Consider the following 22,417-nt stretch of genomic DNA (forward strand, 5'->3'; position numbering starts at 1 on the left):
TATAACGCGGGGCGCCTTGCGCGCCCCGTCGATTGGTAAAAGAACCGCAAATCAGATCGCTTTCAGGGTGCCCTTTGGCAGGGTGGCAGCAATGGCGCCCTTCTGGATTTTCAGCTCAACGGTGTCAGACACTTCGATGACCACGAAATCGTCGGTCACTTTGGTGATCTTGCCCGCAATACCGCCGGTGGTGACCACTTCGTCGCCTTTCTGCAGGTTGCCGAGCAGGTTCTTCTGCTCCTTGGCGCGCTTGGCCTGTGGACGCCAGATCATCAGGTAGAAGATGACCAGGAAGCCGACCAGGAAGATCCACTCAAAGCCCGAAGCCGCAGGACCGGCAGCCGGTGCAGCAGCATCCGCAAAAGCGGAAGAGATGAAAAAGCTCATGTAGCACTCCAATTGCACATATTAAAATAAGAAGCGAAATACCGTGTTGCATCAAGCCATTGGTGGCACGGGAAGCCCGCGCTTGGCATAGAAGGCATCAACAAAGGCGGCCAATGTACCCTGTTGAATAGCCTCGCGCAAACCAGCCATAAGCACCTGGTAATGCCGCAAATTGTGGATCGTATTGAGCATACTCCCCAGCATTTCGCCGCACTTGTCCAAATGATGCAGATAAGCACGGGAGAAGTTCTGGCAGGTGTAGCAATCGCAGGTCGGGTCCAGCGGCGAATCATCATGGCGATGGAACGCGTTACGGATTTTCAGCACGCCGGTCTCGATGAACAGGTGACCGTTGCGCGCGTTGCGGGTCGGCATCACGCAGTCGAACATATCGACGCCACGGCGCACGCCCTCGACCAGGTCTTCCGGCTTGCCCACGCCCATCAGGTAGCGCGGCTTATCGGCTGGCATCTGGCCCGGCAGGTAGTCCAGCACCTTGATCATCTCGTGCTTGGGCTCGCCCACCGACAGGCCGCCGATGGCCAGGCCGTCGAAGCCGATCTGGTCCAGGCCTTCCAGGGAACGCATGCGCAGATTCTCGTGCATACCGCCCTGAACGATGCCGAACAGCGCCGCCGTATTGTCGCCATGGGCGATCTTCGAGCGTTTGGCCCAACGCAGCGACAGCTCCATGGACACCCGCGCCACATCTTCATCGGCCGGATACGGCGTGCATTCGTCGAAGATCATGACGATGTCCGAACCCAGGTCGCGCTGCACCTGCATCGACTCTTCCGGGCCCATGAATACCTTGGAGCCGTCTACCGGTGAGGCGAAGGTCACGCCCTCTTCCTTGATCTTGCGCATGGCACCCAGGCTGAACACCTGGAAGCCGCCGGAGTCGGTCAGAATCGGCCCCTGCCACTTCATGAAATCGTGCAGGTCACCGTGGGCCTTGATCACTTCGGTGCCGGGACGCAGCCACAGGTGAAAAGTGTTACCCAGTATGATCTGCGCGCCAATGGCCTCGATATCCCGCGGCAGCATGCCCTTGACCGTGCCATAGGTGCCCACCGGCATGAACGCCGGGGTTTCGACCACGCCACGGGGAAAGGTCAGGCGGCCGCGACGGGCCTTGCCGTCAGTGGCCAACAATTCGAAAGACATACGACTCATGCGAGATCCTCTGGGTCCGACGACTTCGGAGCGGTCGGCGCAGGATTGCGGGTGATGAACATCGCATCACCGTAACTGAAGAAGCGGTAACCGTGCTCGACCGCCGCCGCATAGGCAGCCATGGTCTCGGGATAACCGGCGAACGCCGAAACCAGCATCAGCAATGTGGATTCAGGCAGATGGAAATTGGTCACCAGGGCATCGACCACATGGAACGGCCGCCCGGGGAAAATAAAGATATCGGTGTCGCCACTGAACGGCTTCAAGGTGCCATCACGGGCCGCACTCTCCAGCGAACGCACACTGGTGGTGCCCACGGCAATCACTCGCCCAGCCCGGGCACGGCACGCGGCCACGGCGTCGACCACGTCCTGGCCGACCTCCAGCCACTCGCTGTGCATATGGTGATCTTCCAGACGCTCGACCCGCACCGGCTGGAACGTGCCCGCGCCGACATGCAAGGTGACAAAAGCACTCTCGACGCCCTTGGCGGCAATCGCATCCAACAGCGCCTGATCGAAATGCAGCCCCGCCGTCGGCGCCGCCACCGCCCCGGCACGCTGGGCGTACACGGTCTGATAACGCTCGCGGTCGGCGCTCTCGTCGGGCCGGTCTATATAAGGAGGCAACGGCATATGCCCGACCCGTTCAAGCAGCAGCAACACCGGTTCGGCAAAACGCAGCTCGAACAGGGTGTCGTGGCGCGCGACCATCTCGGCCTCGCCACCGCCATCAATCAGAATCGACGAGCCCGGCTTGGGCGACTTGCTCGAGCGCACATGGGCCAGCACACGATGGGTGTCCAGCACCCGCTCCACGAGGATCTCCAGCTTGCCGCCGGACGCCTTCTGTCCGAACAACCGCGCCGGAATCACCCGGGTATTGTTGAACACCATCAAATCGCCGGGGCGCACATGCTCCAGCAAATCAGTGAATTGACGGTGAGCCAGCGCCCCCGTCGGCCCATCCAGGGTCAACAGGCGGCTGCCACGACGCTCGGCCAGGGGATGGCGGGCGATCAGGGCATCGGGAAGATCGAAGGTAAAGTCAGCAACGCGCATGATGGGGTTCGTCTCGCAGGGCCGGGGAGTTTAGCCGGTTTGACGGAATTAGTAAAAAAGCCTCACGAATCAAGGTTGACCGACGGTCGGACCCTCTCTATACTTCGCCGCCATTGAGCCCTGATGGCGGAATTGGTAGACGCGGCGGATTCAAAATCCGTTTTCGAAAGAAGTGGGAGTTCGATTCTCCCTCGGGGCACCAAAATTGAAAAAGACCTTGATAATTCAAGGTCTTTTTTTTGTCTGCTGAAAACGCGGCCGAGGCCTTCAAATGCCTCTCATAAACCGCTATATCGATCCGCTAGTTTTTCGAGTCATCCCGCTCAGGAAGCACCTCAGCACCGAGTATCTGCGCCCTATAGGTCTTGTAGATCTGCTGGACCTTCGGGTCGTCCAGACTTTCATATGTAATGCCTTCCTTATCCAGACCATCCAGCCCCCTGATGCGACCTATGGTTTCTGGCCACTCATCACGAGTCGATATAGCGACGATGAACGGTTCCAGATAGCCATCGAGATGCCCCTTGAAAGGCTCGCGAATTTCTTCGCTGAGCGCCCGTAAATAATCATTTTTACTGGTCCTGGACCAGTCAATGGCAAACCCGGCCCGATAGCAGAGTTCCATGAAGACGAGCAGGATGGTGCGTCCATTGCCATCGAGAAATGGGTGAGCAAAAGCCAGTTGACCAATGACGTCGCCAGGATGCTTTCTGAAACGCTGCTTGTCTGCTGTGAGCTTGAGCGCATAGTCCACAGACATCTTGATGAGGTCGGGGCGCTCAAAGACAGTGCGATCAGGGTCATCAAGCGCCCCCTTGAAGACGGCCAGATGAGGTGCAACCTCGTTGCGATCCTTGCCTGCCCAGGGATAGAAATCAGAGAACAGTATCTTGTGGACCTTAAGCACTGCTCCGTAATCGATGGGCTTCTTCCTCGCCAAATAGGCAAGGGCATCTTCGATACTCAGTTCGAACGAAAGGTGCTCTGACTCTTTTACTTCAGCAGGGTCTTTAAGCTGAAGTACGTTTTGCAGGTATCCGGCGGTTTCAAAGTCGCCAAACGGATCAAAACTCATGCGCTGAGATTCTTGGAGAGCCTCTTCTCCTGAAGATAGCGTCCTTGTAGCGCCAGAATCTCTGCCTTGTTCAGAACGCCTTTCTTCTTGAGATTGACCAGCAGCCGCTCGACCCCATCCAGCTCGACACTATCACCGGCCAGACGGGTAATAGTCACGGCCATGCGGCTCATGCTGTCAGGTTCGGCGGTCACTTTATGAGCCTCGGCAAGCCTGCGGACCTGACTTTCAACACTCATAGCTGTTATTTGGGTCATGGGAAATCCCTCTGTTCACCGTCAAATCATAGCATGGCGCCGACGCCCATCCTCCGCAGGCGTCAGCGCTCACCCATCCCCCTGAATCAACACCGACAAGCGCACATCCGCCGCCAGCACCCGCTGCAACTGCCCGTTGGCGGCAAACACCGGCACCGAAATCGTCAAACAGAAGTGATCCGTCGCCGAAGAGCGATAAACCGGGGTGATGTAGCTGCTCAACTGCTCCGCCACCGTCCTGAACCAAGGCCGTTGCGACCAGTTGCGCCCTCGGCAGCTTTCACCGGCGTGGTCGGCTTCGGCGAAGACGTTTTCGCTGATCTGCACGCCGTCACTGCCCACCAGGTACAACAGTTCAAAACGGTTATCCCGTTGCAGGGTATCGCGCATGAAGCGTTCGGCGTTGGCGATGTCGCCATGCAGGGCGGCTTCCATGGCCAGGCGTTCGACGCTGGCTTGTACGTCTTTGTGAATCTGCAGACGGAAGCCGCCCAGGCCTGCCAACAGGTGATCGCCACTGGCGCGCACGGCGGCGCTGTGGGTCAGGACTTGTCCGGCCTTGCCCAAGAGATCGGCGGAGACGCTGGCAATATTCTGCACGTCGCGATTGATCGCGTGCACGGCAATGCCGATGTGTTCAGTGCCGGAGGCGATGCCACCGACGCGCTTGTCCAGTTCTTCCATGGCCACTTGCGTGCTGTTGAGGTCCTGGCCCATGCGGGTCATGCCTTCGCGGCCATCGGCAACGGCCAGGTGCATTTTCTGCCCGGCGGCACCGAGTTGGTCCATGTCGGAGCGGAAGCGCTCGATGATCTGACTGACCCGTGAAGTCGATTCAGTAGTGTGCCCGGCCAAGCGGCGGACTTCGTCGGCGACCACGGCGAAGCCGCGACCATGCTCCCCTGCCCGCGCGGCTTCGATGGCAGCGTTGAGGGCGAGCAAATTGGTCTGTTGAGAAATACTGGCGATCACACCGAGGACCTGGCTGACCTCTTCCAGTTGGCCGAATAACTGGCCGATGACCTCTTCAAGTTTCAGTTCACTGGCGCCGATGGCCTCTACCTGGCTTAGTACTTCGCTGCCGGTCTGCTGGCATTGCCGTAGCGTGGCGCTGACCTCGGTAGCCAGTTTGGCGACCTGCACGGCACCGGGCACCAGTTCCGAATCCAGAGAAGTGCTGACCTGCTCGCTGGCACTGGCAATCAGCTCCGACGCCTGGGCCAGGGTTTGGCCGCTGGCTTCGGTTTCCGTGGCGATGCGCGCCAGTTCCGGCGCGTGAGAGGCAATGGACACGGACGCTGCAAGGCTTTCGGCCAGGCGTTCATGCAGAGTCTTGGTAAACCCGTTCAAGCGGTTATTGAACGGCTGTTGCCCGGACAGCTGCACTGTCAGATCAAGGTCGTCACAAAGCAGATTCAGAGCGTCATCATCTTTAAGACGGCGTTTCCGTGCGCGCATTAGCAACATTCATGTCTCTCCTGATGGTTGCAAGGAGACTTGCAAGCACAATGCCATCACCCAAAGTGTTACTGAATCGTTCAAGCTCACAAACGTGAATGAATTAATGCCCCTGTTTGGCGGCGTTTGCGTGAAGTACGGTTGTTATTGGTGCACTTACGGGCCGCCGTTCGTCCGCTGGCAGGCACTCCTCGGTTGCCGAATATCTCTCAATGCCATGTGCGGATGTGCCGCGCAGGCAACGGGAGAGCCGTCATGACCATGCAAGACAACGAACCGGAAAGCGCTTATCAGGGCCCGGCAGCCAGAACCGGCGACACCGAAGACGGGCTTTACCCCGATACTCAAGGGGATCTGGGGCATAAGAAAGGCGCAGACACCGAGTCGCTACCGGGGAGTAATGAGCCAATGGCGTCGGGGTCGGGGTCGGGGTTGGATAAAGGGGTGTCGAGAAAAGGGACTGGCACTCTTTTGCGTGATGAGCCGGATAATCCTGCGATGCGCAAATCGGATGATGACATTTGATATTAGCGCTCTAACCGTAGGAGCCTTGCCGGGCCTTAAGGTGGTCGGCGGCTACACCTTCGTCGATATCAGCAACAACCACGGCGACAAGGCTCGCCAGTACATCCCCACCCACACTGTACGCGGCAGCCTGACCTACCGCCTGCCCGCTTTGCCCCAGGCCAAGATCGGCACCCGCGGGCAATGGCAAAGCGAGACCGAAGTCGACAGCAACAGCCGTATCCGCCAGGACGCCTACGCTTTGGTCAATCTGATGGCCGGCTGCGACTTCGACGAACACTGGAGCACGTCGCTGGACATGAACAAGGTCACGGACCAGAAGTACCTGCCGTCGCTGTATCAGGCGGCGGGGTCGACCTACTATGGCGCGCCGCGCAAGGTGATGGCTTCGGTGACGTGGAAGTATTGAGCCCTCCCAAATCTGAAGTGCAATGAGATCTGGGGGACCGGCTTTAGCCGGGAAGAGGCCAGTACATCCGCTACATCCTCTTGATCAACACACCGCCTTCCCGGCTGAAGCCGGTCCCACATTGGTCCAGTGATTGCCGGGAGACCGCGTTACATTTGCCTGCCCACCAAAGTCCCGCTACCCTGCCGCCCTATCTGCATTCGTAATGAATGCAGAGACGGGCTTGGCGGCCCGATTCAGAACGCGCAATTCGTTGTTTTCCTCATCGCAGGCAGCTTTTTCGTGCCTGAGTTGTCGATTTATGGCGGGTTGCGCAGGGACTTGTTCGCAAGTGCCGGGTTCGTTCTGCCGGTCCGCCAACCTTGTGCAATCCGTCACCCTAACCTGCTTGGCGGCAGGCGGTGATGGTCTATTCCACAGAACGGACTACTCAAAATGGACAATCCAACAAACCAACACAAAACCCCCGGCATCACCACCTTCGCTGAATGCGGCCCCGACGCCACCCCGCTGCTGCGCGTCAATCCGGGCATCGACGTCAGGCACGCCCTCGAACACAGCGCCAACCTGCAACACATTGCCAGCCAACTGATGGCCGATTCGGCCATGGGCGATGGCGGGCAGCATGTGCCTTGGGCGGCGGTGTACCTGAACGAAATGGCCAAGGCGATTGTTGAAGATCTGGCTTTGGTTCAGCAGGAATGAGGTAGGTCGCCAAAAGCGGTAAAGCCGGGGCTGGGTTGGTAGCTGGTTTCGGCAGTCACAAATCTCACAAGCAATGACGCTATTTTGTAGGAGCGTGGCTGCCCGCGAAGAGGCCGGTCCATTCGCCACATGACCGCAAGCCGCAAAATCGTATTCGCGGGCAAGCCTCGCTCCAACGGATCAGCTGTCACCGTCCAATCCCCCGAGCCACCTCCAACCAAGCCCCCGCCGCCGGCGACAAATGCGCGTTCTTCCTCCACGCCAGCGCGATATGCCAATCCGTATCCGCTTCATCCAGCGTCACCAACCGAATACCGTCATGCTGATGTTTCTGCGCCAGCATCCTCGGCAGGAACGCCACGCCCAGGCCTGCTGAAACCAGATCAACAATAAAGTCGATCTGGCCGCTACGGGCGGTGACTTTGGGGGTAACGCCTTTTTTATCGCAGGCGGCCTGGATCACGGCGTTCAGGGCAAAGCCGGCCTCGAAGAGGATGAAGGGTGAGTCGGCCAGGTCCGCGAAGTCGACGCTTTTGCGGGCGCTCAATGGATGGTGTTCGGGCATGACCACGACCAGGGGCTCGATGCGCACGTCCTGATAGTCGAAGGCCTCGTTATAGGGCTTCTGCTTCAGCAGCGCGGCGACGTCCAGTTCGCCGGACTCCAGGCATTCGAGAAGTTTCTTGGCGCCGTATTCGATCAGTTCGATTTCGATATCCGGGTAGCGCGCGCGGTATTCGGCGAACATTGCGGCGAACAGTGCGCCGCTGCCCACCGGCGGCAGGCCGATGCGCAGGACGCCGCCCTTAAGGCCGCGCAGGTCGTTGATTTCGGCGATCAGGTCGCTGCGTTCGGCCAGCAGTACCAGGGCGCGGCGGTAGACGATAGCGCCAGCGGCAGTGAGTTCGCTTTTATGGCCCATACGGTTGAGCAGCGGCGTGCCCAGTTCGTCTTCCAGGGTCTTGACCGCTTTGCTCACCGTCGATTGGGTCAGGGATACCACTTCGGCAGCTTGAGAAAAACCGCCCTGGCGCACCACTTCGACGAAGGTGCGTAATGTGCGAAGGTTCATCGCTATTCACTTTCCGACTGGAATCTATTTATAAAAGTTGTTTTTACCATGCGCTATACCTCTTTACTCTGCATGCACATAAAAATCCGTCTACCCAAGGACACCTGCCATGATCATCTCGTCGGCCTCTGACTACCGCGCAGTGGCCAAACGCAAGCTGCCGCGCTTTCTGTTCGACTATATCGATGGCGGCGCCTATGCCGAGCACACCCTGCGGGCCAACGTTTCCGATCTGTCCAGCATCAGCCTGCGCCAGCGCATCCTGAAGAATGTCGACAGCCTCAACCTGAATACCACGCTGTTCGGCGAGCAAATGGCCATGCCGATGATCCTCAGCCCCGTGGGTCTGACCGGCATGTATGCGCGGCGCGGCGAGGTGCAGGCGGCCAATGCAGCAGCAAACAAGGGCATCCCGCTGTGTCTGTCGACGGTGTCGGTGTGTTCCATCGAAGAAGTGGCGTCGCAATGCTCCCGGGCGATCTGGTTTCAGCTCTATGTGCTCAAGGATCGCGGGTTCATGAAGAACGCCCTGGAGCGTGCCCAGGCGGCCGGGGTCACGACCCTGGTGTTCACGGTCGATATGCCGACGCCAGGCGCCCGTTATCGCGATGCTCACTCGGGTATGTCCGGCCCATACGGGGCGCAGCGGCGCATGTTACAGGCCATGACCAAGCCACAATGGGCGCTGGATGTCGGCCTGCTCGGTCGTCCCCATGATCTGGGCAATATTTCCAAATACCTGGGCAAGCCCACCACTCTGGAAGACTACGTGGGCTGGCTGGGCGCCAACTTCGATCCGTCCATCAGTTGGAAGGATCTGGAGTGGATTCGCGATTTCTGGAAGGGCCCGATGATCATCAAAGGCATTCTCGACCCCGAGGACGCCAAGGACGCGGTGAGCTTCGGCGCCGATGGCATCGTGGTCTCCAACCATGGCGGCCGTCAGCTCGACGGCGTGCTGTCCACAGCCAAGGCCCTGCCGCCGATTGCTCAGGCGGTGGGCAGTGATCTGACCGTATTGGTGGACTCCGGCATTCGCTCAGGCCTCGACGTCGTACGCATGCTCGCCCTCGGCGCCAAAGGCGTGCTGCTCGGCCGCTCGATGGCCTATGCCCTGGCGGCGGACGGGCAACGCGGGGTAGAAAATCTGCTGGATATTTTCGCCAAGGAAATGCGTGTGGCGATGACCTTGACCGGCGTGACCTCGATTGAGCAGATTGATGGCAGTACTCTGGTTCAGGCCAGTCTCTGAGACCCGCGACCAAAGATAGGAGCCAGCTTCCTGGCGAAGCGATATGTGACTCGAATCACCCGAGCTCTGTGGCCGCGGCGTTTTTCAAGGTAGTTGTCGCGTCGGCGGTGTTGCTATGCCACTTTCACGATCACGCTGAGCTCCCTTTCAGGATTTAGATAGACCGTTCCGATCGGACTCCAATTGCGTGTTTCAGCGGACCATCGTTCAGGCTTTTTCTCTCGGGCGAGTCGGTAAACATCATGACGGCGGGCAAGTATTTCCTTGTCCTTGCCGTCATGCCGCTGGGTCGGTGTGACGAAGCGGATTCGGCTATGGCGATGCACTGTGTTGTACCAAGTCATGAAGTCTCTGACCCAGGTACGCGCCTCGTCCAGGCCTCCAAACCCATTCACGGGCCATTGCGGACAATATTTCAACGTCCTGAACAGCGACTCCGAATAGGGGTTGTCGTTGCTGACGCGTGGCCGTCCCCGCGAAGGTGTTATTCCCAAATCGTGCATTTTGGACAGAAGCGTCACCGACTTCATGGGCGCTCCATTATCCGAGTGCAGCACCAACGGTTGGCGCCAGCACTGCTCCTGGGTCACGCTTCGTTGCAGTAACGCTGCTGCCTTTTCCCCGCTTTCTGCTTCGTAGACCTCCCAGCCCACGGCTTTGCGGCTGTAAATATCCTCAATCAGGTAGAGGTAGTAAAACTGCCCGCGAACCGGCGAGGGTAAGTAGGTGATGTCCCATGACCACACCTGATTGGCCGATGTTGCTGCATACGTCGTGGGGGTTGCACGGTGCTGTGGACGTTTGGCGCGCGAGCGATGCTGTTGCTGACCTGCTGTGTGCAACACCCGGTAAAAAGTAGCTTCCGAGGCCAGATAGCGTCCCTCATCAGCCAGCTGCGGCACGATCTGGCTCGGTGGCAGATGCGCATAAGCCTTGCTGCTGCACAGCGTCACGATACCTTGGCGCTCCAGCTCGCTGAGTGCATTACGGGGTGTTGGCCTGAGCGTCGTGGTGCGCCCATCGGCAAGGACTTCCAGCGGCAAGCTCCAGCGCTGCAAAGTTCTCAGGGAAATGCCGACTTCCTGACAAGCAGGCGCCCTTCGGGCGCCCGCGGTAATGGCTTCATTGAGCCAACTCACGAGTAAATACCGTTCTGGCAACAAGGTCAGCTGTCCTCGTCGTCGTTCCCCCAGTAGGCATTGAGCTTTTTTCGCAGTACCAACAAGGCTGCTGTTTCAGCCAGCGCCGCGTCTTTACGTCGCAACTCACGCTCCAGAACACGGATACGATTTTTATCCTCGCGCGCTTGTCCGACCTCTGCTCTTTTAGCGGTCGGCTGATTAGAGCTGTTGGTGATAAACGCGTTACGCCAGGCCGCAATTTGCTCGGGAAAAATTCCCTTGCGACGGCAGTACTCGCCCAGCTCCAGCTCAGACAGGGGCGATGTTTCGATGATCACCGTCAGTTTGGATTCGGCTGACCAATTCTCCGACGGTTGCTTGGTTTCGGACAATTGAGTTCCTTGCGCCGCAGCTTGTTTGCGCCATTGATAGAGAGAAACATCGCTGCACCCCTCACGCCGTGAGACCTCTTTTACAGAGAGACTCAGGGGCGGGAGCATCATTCTCAGCAGTGATGCTTTTCGTTCGGGTGAGTAGAAAGACATGACCATACTCTTGCCGCCCCCGGAATGCGTTTAAGAATTCGCAGAGGCGACAACTATCCTGACACCGGGGGGCCGAAGCGAACTCATTCGCGAAAGTGATGTTGCAAACGATACGAATGCATCGGATGCGTTGGCCTATTCGTGAATGAATTGGCTCTGTCTGCGTCAGGTGTTGCAGCTAGTGATTTATCGAGTGGATTCAGTCAGTTGCAGCGCCATCATTCTCGAATCAGGCTCAGATGTTATGGGAGCGGATTTATCCGCGAACAGATCATGATCGTGCAGACTTCTTCGCGGATAAATCCGCCCACGAAATCCGCGATACCTCGTACGCAACACTTAACGCAGACAGAGCCAATGAATTCGCTCCCACAAGATTTGTATTCACCCGCTGCCCAGTGTTTGCCGCACTAACAAAAACGCCCGGCGCCGCTCACTGCGACACCGGGCGTTTATCATTTCAGCTCTGTTACGAGAACGCCGTAATATCTCACCCGACGTTGATCGTCAGCCCCGTCGCCGCAACGCCGGTGAGTTTGATCAACGCATCCCCTGACTGAATCCCTGCCGTAGCATCACCCACTACAAACAGGTAACTGTCAGCACCATCGGTGAATGTCACGGCGGTGTCGGCAGCATCGGTGTTCACCGCACTGACAACTGCTCCCAGTTTCGCCGACAACGTGGTGGCATCGGAAAAGTGAACCGGCACATTTCTTATCGTCTGAAACATCGCTTTCGCGAATGAATTCCCTCCCAGGCTCGTCGACAGCTACCTACCGCGTCCTGCAATCCTCATTCGACAGCATTCATGCAACATGCACGAAAAAAATCGCTGACCGCTCATCCAACTCAATGATTTTATTCAAATAAATTCTTAAACCAGGATTGGCACAGCCGCTGCAATTACCTCTAGGCATCAGCCGGACCGACGCTTATGTCCGACTTGAAAACCGTGAAACCAGAGGAACTCTAAAAATGAACGCCATCGACCTTTTGCAAGCCGACCACGAACGCGTAAAAGCCATCCTGACCCAGCTGAGCGAGTCCACTGAGCGCGCCATCAAGAAACGCACCGAGCTGCTGGCCAAGCTGGAAATGGAAATCACCATTCACACCCAGATCGAGGAAGAGATCCTCTATCCGGCCTTCAAGGCGGCCGGGGCCAAGGAGCAGGATGTGATGTATTACGAGGCCAAGGAAGAGCACCGCACCGTCGACTCCCTGGTGCTGCCCGACCTCAAGCAGACCGACCCATCAACGCCCGAGTTTTCCGGCCGGGTGAAGGTCGTCAAAGAGCTGCTGGAACACCATATCGAAGAAGAAGAAACCGAGATGTTCCCTCAGGCCCGCAAGCTGCTGGGCAAGGCCAAGCTCGAGGAACTGGGTGCGCAGATGGAAGCCATGAAAGCGGATTATAAAAAATCCTTGAGTCAGGGCATGGCGGCATAACGACTTGCTACCCATGAGTCGACAGAGACAAGAAATCTACTTCTGTCGACTCATACTTGGTACGACTTTTAATCAAGCGCCACGATGGTAGCCCAGATGACCATTGGAATTATGGGCGCATACGCATAGCGTCATCGCCACCTCTTCTCCCGTCGTCAACTTCCAGTTGGTAACGGTCGTCTGCTGCCAATCGATCTCGCTTTTCTTCACCGGCATGACCGTGAGCGTCCGGTTTTCAACATCCGTGTACTCGATCATTTCTTCATCTTCGGCAATATCAAAATGCCGATGGATCAAAGACACTCCAAAACGATCTAGGGCGCCATACTTCAGAAGCACATCACGCAACTCCCTGAAGCACTCGGCATCTTCTGGCGAGAAAGGGCTAACGGCTGCGATATCTTCTATGGGCTTCCACTGCATTGCTTGAACACTGACTGTAGGCATGGTGTTCTCCCGCGCCGCTATAGGGGAAATCGCCAAGGCGCTGTTGGCGACGATTCCACTATAGGAGAGCTGGGGTGGGTTGCATGGTATGGGGTCGCCGTTTATCTGGTTCGATTGGGTGGACGGGCTATGTCGGTAATGGTCGATTTTTGTGAGCGGCCTAAGCGGCAGTGGAGGCCATGGCGTTGCTCAACGGGCCTGCCGTCCATTTCTGAGCTGCCTACACGGCAGTGAAGTCGGTCAGCGACTTCTTCGGCGCCTCGCCGTCTTTCTGGCCTATACGGCAGTGAAGGACCCGCCAGCGCCTCCGCAGACTCGCTTACTTTTCTGAGCTGCCTATACGGCAGTGAAGCCACTACACAGCGACTCGCCAGGGCCTAACAATTTCTGAGCTGCCTATACGGCAGTGAAGCTCCCCCGCAAAGGCTTCATCAGGCGCAAAGTTTTCTGAGCTGCCTATACGGCAGTGAAGGACGAGGCGGCCAACAACCTCAAGAACTGGATTTTCTGAGCTGCCTATACGGCAGTGAAGGAATTGACTGCGGATGCGAAGGAAGATGAAGATTTCTGAGCTGCCTATACGGCAGTGAAGTGACCTCGACATCGAAGTTCGGGTTTTCTGCGTTTCTGAGCTGCCTATACGGCAGTGAAGGCCATCGGGTCAGCACAGAGCAAGGTCAATCATTTCTGAGCTGCCTATACGGCAGTGAAGGGCCATCAGCTTGCGGGCGAGCGCATGCTCGATTTCTGAGCTGCCTATACGGCAGTGAAGTAGACACTTTGCTTAATAACCCCCAGTTTTCAAAGCGAAATTAGCAATTGCGGAGCTTTTTACCCTCTTTTTCGCAAGTCTCGTAAGTAATTGATTTCTATAACATGCAAGAGCCCGTTGAAAAAAAGGGTTCAGAGCTCTCGCTCAAGTCCCGATACGATCACCCGATGCAAAGCGGCCCATTGACGCCCCGACACACAGCGACCAAATCCATCGGTCCACTGAGTCCATGAAGCCACCGCAAACTCTCACTTGAAATGCCTGTCAGCACAGTCAACACCGTGCTTCCCCTTGCGACCCCGCCCCCACCTCGCTACCCTTGCGCCCGTCGCTGCCAAATCAGCGGCCTGGGTGTAGGAACCCAGATTCTAGGACGTACGCGTCAACCATTTCGACTGTATATACAGCTCGTTATGGCAGCTGTGTGCGGGCACGCTTCGGCGTGGCCGGTTTCCTAGAGTCCGGTATTCCTACCCCGCGCACAGCTGCCACCCAAGCCCGTAGGAAGGCTCTTGGCAGCTCCATTATTTCTAGGAGCAAGACCATGAGTAACAAAACCCAAACACCTACTCTCGCACAATTGATCGACGAAACTGATGAGCTGCTGCGCTGTGTCAAAGCTACCGCCTATGAAAGCGCCGACAACCTCAAGGGCAGTCAGCGGGATCATTCGTTATCCGTGGTGCATCTGCTTGAAGTGATTCAGGGCAAGGTGACGCTAATGGCGCGGATTCAGGCAGGGCTTCAGATCACTGAACCGCTGAGCTGATCAAATCGTTGCTGGCTATGGCAGGCTCGTGTGATGCGGTCCTGCTATAAATGGATCTATCGCGGCCCACTGAAGATAGTGGGATGACAGCATTATTGCGATGACCTTTTAGGAGCGTCGTGCCCCTCTTACTCATACCCTCTTTTTTTGATGAACAGCGCCTCCCTTTAGAATCAAAGGGTTGCGAACGACGGTAAAAAGAGGGGTAATCGTGGGTTTATGGGTTATCAGGCTTTGTGTACAAGGGTTTAGATGTCAATGGGTCTAGTTCACTGCCGTGTAGGCAGCTTAGAAAAACAGTAAGACGCTGAAGACCCTGACCAACTCGTTCACTGCCGTGTAGGCAGCTTAGAAAGTCAGCGACAACAACACCGATCTGTACAGCTCGTTCACTGCCGTGTAGGCAGCTTAGAAACAGGGCCTTTTCCATCAGGGCCGGGTCGGTAAGTTCACTGCCGTGTAGGCAGCTTAGAAAAACATCGGGCGCGGCACGCTCATGGGCGGCGAGTTCACTGCCGTGTAGGCAGCTTAGAAATGCACGTACACGCGCACTGCAGCGGCCTGCTTGTTCACTGCCGTGTAGGCAGCTTAGAAATGCGAAAGTCTGGCCACCGCTGCGTAGATGCGGTTCACTGCCGTGTAGGCAGCTTAGAAATTGACCGTATCCACACCCGCCACAGCACGGTCGTTCACTGCCGTGTAGGCAGCTTAGAAAAATGCCCCAGGGCGAGAAATTCTTGATACCCCGTTCACTGCCGTGTAGGTAGCTTAGAAAACTCAGCTCGCTTACCTTCACTTCGATGAGTTGTTCACTGCAGTGTAGGCAGCTCAGAAACATACCCTTCCAGGAGCCGATCATCTGAAGACGTTCAATGCCGTGTAGGCAGCTCAGAAATGAGCACGTAGGTTTGCTGCTGCAGCAATCCCGTTCACTGCCGCACAGGCAGCTCACACAACTCGACCGCACATCAAAACGCCTGAATCTCTACATAATTTTCAGCGCCATTCCCACCGCTTTCGCGGGCAAGCCTCGCTCCTACAAAGGGCAGCCGCAGCGAGGATATGAGTCATTGGCCAATGACTAGCTAGCACATTGCCATCAACTTCAGTTATAACCTCCCCATCGATTACACGGACACAATCGGCCCTCTCCCATGGAAGACATCCGTTCTGCGGATCTCAAGACGATCCTGCATTCCAAGCGCGCCAATATCTATTACCTGCAGCACTGCCGCGTTCTGGTCAATGGCGGACGGGTCGAATATGTGACTGATGCGGGCAAGCAATCGCTGTACTGGAATATCCCCATCGCCAATACCACGACAGTATTGCTTGGCACTGGTACATCGGTAACACAGGCGGCCATGCGGGAACTGGCTCGGCCGGGGGTGTTGGTGGGTTTCTGCGGAGGCGGCGGGACGCCTTTGTTCAGCGCCAACGGGATCGATATCGAAGTGGCCTGGTTTTCGCCGCAGAGTGAATACCGCCCTACCGAGTATCTGCAACGCTGGGTGTCATTCTGGTTCGATGATGCAAAACGCCTGGAGGCGGCCAAGGCGTTTCAGCGTTTGCGCCGGCAATACATCCAGCAGCAATGGTGCAAGCATCCGGCGTTCGGCAAAGCCGGCTTTCAGGTCGACCCGACCGAGTTGTCCAACGCCCTGACGCAGTCTCTTGCCAGCCTGAACCATGCTCCCGACCATACCTTTCTGTTGACCGAAGAGGCGCGCCTGACCAAACGCCTGTTCAAGCTCGCGGCCACCACCATGAACTACGGCGACTTCACCCGGGCCAAGCGCGGCACGGGTGGCGATCCGGCCAATGCGTTTCTCGATCATGGTAATTATCTTGCCTATGGCTTGGCGGCCACGGCGACCTGGGTGCTGGGCCTGCCCCATGGCTTGGCGGTGCTGCATGGCAAGACCCGGCGTGGCGGCCTGGTGTTCGATGTAGCCGATCTGGTCAAGGATGGCTTGATCCTTCCGCAGGCATTTATCAGCGCCATGAGTGGCGATGACGAGCAGGCGTTTCGGCAAGCCTGTATCGAAAACCTGACTCGCAGCGAAGCCCTGGATTTCATGATCGACAGCCTCAAGGGCATCGCCGAACAATTGGGGACGCCACTGGTTTGAATATCCTGCTGATTTGCCGGTGCGATAAGCGCGCGTTGGCGCAAACCCGTCGCATCCTCGATCAGTTCGCCGAACGCCGGGGTGAACGCACCTGGCAAACGCCGATCACCCAGGCCGGGCTGGATACCCTGCGCCGATTATTGAAAAAGACCGCCCGACGTAATACCGCCGTGGCCTGCCATTGGATTCGGGGGCTGGATCATAGCGAGTTGCTGTGGATTGTCGGTGACGCCAGCCGCTTCAACGAACAAGGCGCGGTGCCGACCAACACCACCCGGCGCAATGTGCTGCGCAAGGAAGATGAAAACGACTGGCACACCGCCGAGGACATCCGCCTTTTAGCTCAGATGGCCGCCTTGCTGCATGACCTGGGCAAGGCCAGCGTGGCGTTTCAGGCTCGTTTGAGAAAACCCGTGCAGGAGAAGAACCTGTATCGCCATGAGTGGGTTTCGTTGCGCTTGTTCCTGGCGTTTGTCGGACAGGATGCCGACGAGGTATGGCTGCAACGCCTTGCCCAGCCGAGCGCAGAGGACGATGCCAGCTGGTTGCATAGCGAGCGTTATTTGCGTGATGGCCTGGACGCTCATGCCACGCCACCGTTTCGTCGGTTGCCTCCCTTGGCTGCGGCCATTGCCTGGCTGGTGGTGACACATCATCGTTTGCCAGTGTTACCGGCCTGGGATAACCATCAGCAACAACTGCCATTGGGTAGTCGCTGCAAAACCCTCGACCCGGCAAAAATCGGCACCCTGCTCGCCGGTCTCGGCCATGAATGGAACGAGGTAAAACGCACAGCCACAGATGCCGAGATGGCCCCCTATTGGCAGCTTGCAGATGCCCTGCCGGTCACCCTGCCCAAATGGCGTACTCAGGCAGCCAAAGTGGCGAGGCACTTATTGGCGTTACGTAATAAACCGGGCAAGGGCGACTGGTTATCCAACCCTTACGTCATGCATCTGGCACGTATGAGCCTGATGCTGGCCGACCACCATTATTCAGCGCTGACACCTGACTCGGCTCAACGGGTGCAAGGGGATCCTGGCTACCGGATCTACGCCAACACCCACAAGGACGGAAAGCTCAAGCAATCACTGGACGAGCATCTGCTTGGCGTGGCGCGCTTGAGTGCGACTATCGTCCACAGTCTGCCGGGGTTTGAGCGCCACCTGCCACGTCTCGCGCGGCATAAAGGCCTGCGCAAACGCAGCGCCAACGAGCGTTTCCGTTGGCAGGACAAAGCCGCCGATGCCGCTGTCAGCCTGCGTAGCCGCTCGCAGGAACAAGGCGCGTTTATCGTCAATATGGCTTCGACCGGTTGCGGCAAGACCCTGGCCAACGCACGCATCATGTATGCCCTGGCAGATCCGCAACACGGCATGCGCTGCACCTTTGCCCTGGGCTTGCGCACTTTGACCCAGCAAACCGGCAGCAGCTATCGCCAGGACCTGCACCTCAAAGACGAACTGGCGGTACGGGTCGGCGGGGCAGCCAGCCGAGCGTTGTTCGAGTTTTATCAGGACAAGGCTGAAGCCAGCGGCTCTGCCTCGACACAAGCCCTGATCGACGAAGACAGTCACGTGCTTTATGAAGGGCAGATCGCCGATCACGGTCTGCTGGCCAAGGCCATGGACAATCCCGACATCCATTCGCTGCTGGCGGCCCCTGTGCTGGTTTGCACCATTGATCACCTGATGCCCGCGACCGAAGCGCAGCGCGCAGGGCGACAAATCGCGCCGATGTTGCGCCTGCTCAGCAGCGACCTGGTCCTGGATGAACTGGACGACTTCGATCTGACCGACCTGCCCGCCTTGACTCGACTTGTCCACTGGGCCGGTTTGCTTGGTACGCGGGTGCTGCTGTCCTCGGCAACCCTGCCGCCGGCATTGCTGGACGGTATGTTCCAGGCGTACCGCGCCGGGCGAGCATATTATCAGCGTAATCGTGGGGTGCCTGGTGCACAGAGCGCTATGCCTGATATCGCCTGCCTGTGGGTAGATGAGTTCACCGCTCAGTCAGCGAACTGCGCAGACGCACCTGACTTCATCGAACAGCACAGCCAGTTTGTCGACGGCAGGGTCAAGGCTCTCGACAAGCAAGAGCCGCGTCGTCGTGGTGAGTTATTGCCGCTGCATATCACCATCAAAAGCATCGATGCCATTCGCCATGAGTTTGCCATGCAGGTACGTGATGCTATGTTCCACGCCCATGCCCGGCACCACGAAATCTGCCCCAGGAGCGCCAAACGTATCAGCTTTGGCCTCGTGCGCATGGCCAATATCGAACCTCTGTTTGATGTCGCCCAGGCATTGTTCAAGGCCGGTGCCGACAGTGGCCAGCGCATCCATTTGTGCGTTTATCACTCGCGCTTTCCGCAGCTGATACGTTCCGCCATCGAAGCCCAGCTGGACCGCGCACTGAATCGACGAACGGCAGAAGCCGTGTATGACTTGCCGGAGATTCGTCGCGCTATCGACGACCACCCGGAGACTAACCAGCTGTTTGTGGTATTGGGCTCGCCGGTGACTGAAGTGGGGCGCGACCACGACTATGACTGGGCCGTCGTCGAGCCTTCTTCCATGCGCTCGCTGATCCAGTTGGCCGGACGAGTGCAGCGACATCGCAACCGGCCTTGCGAGTCTGCGAATATTTTTATCTTCGACACCAATCTGCGGCACTTTGAAAAGCCACTGGATAGCCAGCGCCAACCTGCTGCGGCGTTTATCAGGCCGGGTTTTGAGAACGCCAATGGGGCATTGATCGATCCTCATCGCCTGACCAGTCATCGCCTTGGCAAGCTGTTGCATGCCCACGAATACCAGACCCTGACCGCCCGTCCACGCATTCAACCGCGGGCACAGCAGGACAGGCAGGCAAAAAATAATCTGGTTGATCTGGAACATGCCCGGCTGGACGCCGAAATGCTGCCCTTGCAATCCCGCCCCGCCAGACGCCTGAACGCAGCCAGCGCCTGGCAATACCCACAAGCGGCGCTGACCTGGGCCTTGCCCCAGCAACAACCCTTTCGCGCCAACAACGCCCGGGAAACCGAACTGGTATTTCTGCCCGATGACGACGAAGAAAGCCTGGTGCTGCACCGCATTCATCAAGAAGCACAGCGAGGCGTGCCTGCCATTTACACCGCGGCTCAGAAGTCACTTACCCCTGTCGATCTTGATAGCCAGCTCGGTCCGCGTATTCAGCCCTGGGGTCAGCACGACCTGATGGCCTTGCTGATGGAACAGGCAGAAGCCCGAGGCTGGCCATTGCGAGCCTGCGCCGAGAAATTCACGGCGGTCAGTATGTATGAGAGTGCGGATGGATGGCGGTATCACCCGGTGTTGGGGTTCGCCAAATACAGATAAAAAGAGTCATCGGCCTGAAACAACACGGAATACCCAGGCATGGCATTCGCCACGTCTATTTTTTACGGATAATCCACATGGATGAAAAACCAGATCAAAGCTCACGCATTATCTTGTTTCGTACCACCATCGCCACCTTCATCAACGAGCGCAAAGCAGCCAAGCTCAAGGACGGCGACACCGACTCAACGCTAGCCGCCAAGTACGACTACAGCACCTGGCTGGCTGATGCGGCGCGGCGGGTATCACAGATTCAGGCGGTCACCCATGTGCTCAAGGCGACTCATCCCGATGCTCGTGGCAGCAGTCTGCATGTAGCGCCCGATTCGCTGGCGCAGCATGCCGAAATCGGTACTCATGTGTTGGGCGAGGAGTATGCCGACGATATTGTCGGCAACGCGGCGGCACTGGATGTGTACAAGTTTCTCAAGCTGGAAGTGGATGGGCAGCGTCTGCTGGACTGGCTGCTGGACAACGATGCGGACTTGCTTTCGGCATTGAATAGCGACCCGGCCACCGCACATGAATGGGCTACGGCTTTCAAAGGGCTGATTCGTCCGGTTGCCAGCCTTGCCTCTCACACAATTGCCAAGCAGATGTACTGGAGTATCGAAGACGACCCCACCGACGATGCCAGCTTTCATCTATTGCAACCCTTGTTCCCCAGCAGCCTGGCCCACGCGGTACATCAGGACATCACCTCGGCGCGCTTTGGCGAAGACAACAAGCTTGCCCGTCAGGCCCGACGCAAAAGTAAACCTCACGACGAGACTTATCGTGATTATCGCAATCTGGTGCTGCGTAAGCTGGGCGGTACCAAGCCGCAAAACATCAGCCAGCTCAACAGTGAGCGTGGCGGGGTGAATTACCTGCTGGCGTCGTTACCGCCGATCTGGAAACAGACCCCGGAAAGGTCGCGCAATCTCCTGCATATCGAATCGGCGCTTAGGCGTTTTCAATACTTTGAGGGCGTTCCAGAACAGCTCAGGGCTCTCTGCATACTCCTGGAAAGCGATCCGAAGCAAACTCTCGAAACCCGCGATAAAAGCAAACTCATCGAAAAAGAGCTAGCCCGACACCTGACCGCCTTCGGTCTTGCCAGTCGCGAATTATTCGAGCCCGGCTGGAGCCGTAATCCCAACTGCAAATTGCCGCTGTGCGAGCAGATCTGGCTGGATCCTGATAGAGCCGACCTCCCTTTGCGTGAAGATCACCTTGAAGACGATCAAGCCTTTATCCGCGAGTACAGCCAACAGGACTGGCCTGAACAAGTCGCCCAACGCTTCGGCCACTGGCTCAATGGCATTTTGCGCGAGCGAAATTTGCCAGTAGGCGATGTCGAACAAACCCACTGGACCAAACAAGCCCTCAGGGAGGCCGAGTTGCCCATGCCATTCAAGGCTCCGTCCAAAAAAGACCCGGAGGCCCGCCATGGCGGATGAATGCCCGCAGTTCGATTATCTATTGGTCATCCCGCGTATTCGCGTGCAAAACGCCAATGCCCTGTCCGGCCCGCTGACTCATGGCTTCCCGGCGATGACGGCATTTCTTGGCTTGATGTGGGCACTGGAACGCAAGGTCCGAGAGGCCGGGCTGGACCTGAAATTCAAAGCAACAACCGTGGTTGCTCATGATCATGAAGAGCAGATCACCACCAGCGGCTATGTCAGTACCCTGCGCCTGACCCGCAATCCGCTCAACCGCGACGGCAGTACCGCAGCAATTGTCGAGGAAGGTCGGATTCATCTGGATATCAGCCTGGTATTTGCAGTGCAAAGCACCGCGTTACGCGCCGACGACAGCATGGATAGCAATGCCGCTTATGCGCTGGCCAGCCAGGTGCGCGACATCCTTGCGCAGATGCGCATCGCTGGCGGAACAGTGATTCCTTCCAGTGCGCCGTTGCGCAAGCAACGCCCGTTTATGGTGTCCATGGTCGATGATGACTCTCGGCAAGAGTTGTTCAACCAGATCAAGTTGCGCCTGTTGCCAGGTTTCGTACTGGTGGATCGCACCGACCTGCTGGAGCAACACCATCAAACGCAACAGGCGCCTGCGCCGCAAACCTCAAAACTGGAGGCCTGGTTGTCGCTGTCACGCATCAACTGGACCAGCGAAACTGACGACTCCGGCAAAACCCGCTGGTTTAACGATCGAGAGGGCCTCGGCTGGATTGTGCCGATCCCGGTTGGCTATAGCGCACTCAGTGAATTGCAGGCCCCTGGCTCAGTCGCCCATAGCCGTGATGGACATACGCCGTTCCGCTTCGTTGAAAGCCTGTACAGCGTGGGCGAATGGCTAAGCCCGCATCGCCTGCACAGCGTCGAACAACTGCTGTGGTACGCCGATGCCAAATCCGTCGAAGGCTGCTATCGCTGCCGCAACGATTACCAAGCGACCCAGCCTCTGATTTACGACTTCAACTGACACCCAGCCCATT

At 57.6% G+C, this 22,417-nt stretch carries 20 protein-coding genes, 1 tRNA gene and 1 CRISPR repeat array; of the genes, 11 read left to right on the forward strand and 10 right to left on the reverse strand.

Features of this window, described 5'->3' with window-relative positions; genetic code table 11:
• Nucleotides 1–51: 51 nt before the first annotated feature.
• Genes yajC through queA form a run of 3 tightly spaced genes read right to left on the reverse strand, consistent with a single transcriptional unit; the run spans nt 52 to nt 2,624 of the window.
• Nucleotides 52–387, reverse strand: coding sequence for a preprotein translocase subunit YajC (yajC, locus tag AC1Z24_RS25245; RefSeq protein ID WP_259105898.1), 336 nt, complete (start codon nt 385–387; stop codon nt 52–54).
• A gap of 51 nt (nt 388–438) precedes the next feature.
• Nucleotides 439–1,554, reverse strand: a complete 1,116-nt coding sequence (gene tgt, locus AC1Z24_RS25250; protein WP_483746714.1) for a tRNA guanosine(34) transglycosylase Tgt — start codon at nt 1,552–1,554, stop codon at nt 439–441.
• A gap of 5 nt (nt 1,555–1,559) precedes the next feature.
• Nucleotides 1,560–2,624: a tRNA preQ1(34) S-adenosylmethionine ribosyltransferase-isomerase QueA gene (queA, locus tag AC1Z24_RS25255; RefSeq protein WP_483743156.1), complete on the reverse strand. Its 1,065-nt coding sequence runs from the start codon at nt 2,622–2,624 to the stop codon at nt 1,560–1,562.
• Nucleotides 2,625–2,741: 117 nt separating this feature from the next.
• On the opposite strand from queA, the gene AC1Z24_RS25260 reads away from it, so the two are divergent.
• Nucleotides 2,742–2,826: transfer RNA gene (locus AC1Z24_RS25260), tRNA-Leu, on the forward strand.
• Nucleotides 2,827–2,925: 99 nt separating this feature from the next.
• Here the strand turns inward: AC1Z24_RS25260 and AC1Z24_RS25265 are convergent.
• The 3 genes from AC1Z24_RS25265 to AC1Z24_RS25275 all read right to left on the reverse strand — a co-directional run bounded on the left by AC1Z24_RS25265 (nt 2,926) and on the right by AC1Z24_RS25275 (nt 5,423).
• Nucleotides 2,926–3,699 carry a Fic/DOC family protein gene (locus tag AC1Z24_RS25265; RefSeq protein ID WP_483743157.1) on the reverse strand — a complete coding sequence of 258 codons (774 nt, stop codon included), beginning with the start codon at nt 3,697–3,699 and terminating at the stop codon, nt 2,926–2,928.
• Entirely contained in the window at nt 3,696–3,956 is a 261-nt protein-coding gene (locus AC1Z24_RS25270) for a hypothetical protein (RefSeq protein WP_483743158.1), read from the reverse strand. Before AC1Z24_RS25270 ends, AC1Z24_RS25265 begins: the two co-directional genes overlap by 4 nt.
• A gap of 69 nt (nt 3,957–4,025) precedes the next feature.
• Nucleotides 4,026–5,423 (reverse strand): methyl-accepting chemotaxis protein, encoded by a 1,398-nt coding sequence (locus tag AC1Z24_RS25275; RefSeq protein ID WP_483743159.1) that lies wholly within the window; start codon nt 5,421–5,423, stop codon nt 4,026–4,028.
• Between the two features lie 246 nt (nt 5,424–5,669).
• Here AC1Z24_RS25275 and AC1Z24_RS25280 point away from each other — a divergent pair, with 246 nt between their 5' ends.
• From AC1Z24_RS25280 to AC1Z24_RS25290, 3 genes are all read left to right on the forward strand, one after another.
• The gene (locus AC1Z24_RS25280) at nt 5,670–5,939 is read left to right on the forward strand and encodes a hypothetical protein (protein ID WP_483743160.1); all 270 of its coding nucleotides are present in this window, start codon (nt 5,670–5,672) and stop codon (nt 5,937–5,939) included.
• Entirely contained in the window at nt 5,926–6,348 is a 423-nt protein-coding gene (locus AC1Z24_RS25285) for a TonB-dependent receptor domain-containing protein (protein WP_483743161.1), read from the forward strand. Before AC1Z24_RS25280 ends, AC1Z24_RS25285 begins: the two co-directional genes overlap by 14 nt.
• 435 nt (nt 6,349–6,783) lie before the next feature.
• Nucleotides 6,784–7,053, forward strand: a complete 270-nt coding sequence (locus tag AC1Z24_RS25290; RefSeq protein WP_483743162.1) for a DUF3077 domain-containing protein — start codon at nt 6,784–6,786, stop codon at nt 7,051–7,053.
• Between the two features lie 187 nt (nt 7,054–7,240).
• Here AC1Z24_RS25290 and AC1Z24_RS25295 read toward each other — a convergent pair whose 3' ends face one another.
• The gene (locus AC1Z24_RS25295) at nt 7,241–8,125 is read right to left on the reverse strand and encodes a LysR family transcriptional regulator (RefSeq protein ID WP_483743163.1); all 885 of its coding nucleotides are present in this window, start codon (nt 8,123–8,125) and stop codon (nt 7,241–7,243) included.
• A 109-nt stretch (nt 8,126–8,234) separates the two neighbouring features.
• Between AC1Z24_RS25295 and lldD the strand changes: the two genes are divergently transcribed.
• The gene (lldD, locus tag AC1Z24_RS25300) at nt 8,235–9,377 is read left to right on the forward strand and encodes an FMN-dependent L-lactate dehydrogenase LldD (protein ID WP_483743164.1); all 1,143 of its coding nucleotides are present in this window, start codon (nt 8,235–8,237) and stop codon (nt 9,375–9,377) included.
• Between the two features lie 113 nt (nt 9,378–9,490).
• Here the strand turns inward: lldD and AC1Z24_RS25305 are convergent.
• A protein-coding gene (locus tag AC1Z24_RS25305; RefSeq protein WP_483742864.1) for an IS3 family transposase occupies nt 9,491–11,043 on the reverse strand; the annotation gives its coding sequence in 2 pieces (ribosomal slippage) (nt 9,491–10,581 and nt 10,581–11,043; 1,554 coding nt in all).
• A gap of 490 nt (nt 11,044–11,533) precedes the next feature.
• Nucleotides 11,534–11,755 (reverse strand): bluetail domain-containing putative surface protein, encoded by a 222-nt coding sequence (locus AC1Z24_RS25310; protein ID WP_483743165.1) that lies wholly within the window; start codon nt 11,753–11,755, stop codon nt 11,534–11,536.
• A 266-nt stretch (nt 11,756–12,021) separates the two neighbouring features.
• On the opposite strand from AC1Z24_RS25310, the gene AC1Z24_RS25315 reads away from it, so the two are divergent.
• Nucleotides 12,022–12,495, forward strand: a complete 474-nt coding sequence (locus AC1Z24_RS25315) for a PA2171 family ribosome-binding persister protein (RefSeq protein WP_483743166.1) — start codon at nt 12,022–12,024, stop codon at nt 12,493–12,495.
• Between the two features lie 72 nt (nt 12,496–12,567).
• On the opposite strand, the gene AC1Z24_RS25320 is transcribed toward AC1Z24_RS25315, so the two are convergent.
• Nucleotides 12,568–12,942 carry a hypothetical protein gene (locus AC1Z24_RS25320; protein WP_483743167.1) on the reverse strand — a complete coding sequence of 125 codons (375 nt, stop codon included), beginning with the start codon at nt 12,940–12,942 and terminating at the stop codon, nt 12,568–12,570.
• 1,316 nt (nt 12,943–14,258) lie between these two features.
• On the opposite strand from AC1Z24_RS25320, the gene AC1Z24_RS25325 reads away from it, so the two are divergent.
• The 5 genes from AC1Z24_RS25325 (at nt 14,259) to csy2 (ending at nt 22,404) form a co-directional block, all read left to right on the forward strand.
• Nucleotides 14,259–14,483: a DUF6124 family protein gene (locus AC1Z24_RS25325; RefSeq protein ID WP_483743168.1), complete on the forward strand. Its 225-nt coding sequence runs from the start codon at nt 14,259–14,261 to the stop codon at nt 14,481–14,483.
• A gap of 267 nt (nt 14,484–14,750) precedes the next feature.
• Nucleotides 14,751–15,378: direct repeats of the CRISPR family, unit length 28 nt; unit sequence GTTCACTGCCGTGTAGGCAGCTTAGAAA.
• A 259-nt stretch (nt 15,379–15,637) separates the two neighbouring features.
• On the forward strand, nt 15,638–16,615 hold the full coding sequence (cas1f, locus tag AC1Z24_RS25330) for a type I-F CRISPR-associated endonuclease Cas1f (RefSeq protein ID WP_483743169.1): 978 nt from the start codon (nt 15,638–15,640) through the stop codon (nt 16,613–16,615).
• Nucleotides 16,612–19,977 carry a type I-F CRISPR-associated helicase Cas3f gene (gene cas3f / locus AC1Z24_RS25335; RefSeq protein WP_483743170.1) on the forward strand — a complete coding sequence of 1,122 codons (3,366 nt, stop codon included), beginning with the start codon at nt 16,612–16,614 and terminating at the stop codon, nt 19,975–19,977. The genes cas1f and cas3f overlap by 4 nt, the downstream gene beginning before the upstream one ends.
• Before the next feature lie 77 nt (nt 19,978–20,054).
• A complete protein-coding gene (gene csy1, locus AC1Z24_RS25340) occupies nt 20,055–21,419 on the forward strand; it encodes a type I-F CRISPR-associated protein Csy1 (protein ID WP_483743171.1) in 1,365 nt (454 codons plus the stop codon).
• Nucleotides 21,409–22,404: a type I-F CRISPR-associated protein Csy2 gene (csy2, locus tag AC1Z24_RS25345; protein ID WP_483743172.1), complete on the forward strand. Its 996-nt coding sequence runs from the start codon at nt 21,409–21,411 to the stop codon at nt 22,402–22,404. Before csy1 ends, csy2 begins: the two co-directional genes overlap by 11 nt.
• Nucleotides 22,405–22,417: the final 13 nt, after the last annotated feature.

This window comes from Pseudomonas sp. JL23 (assembly GCF_056933585.1).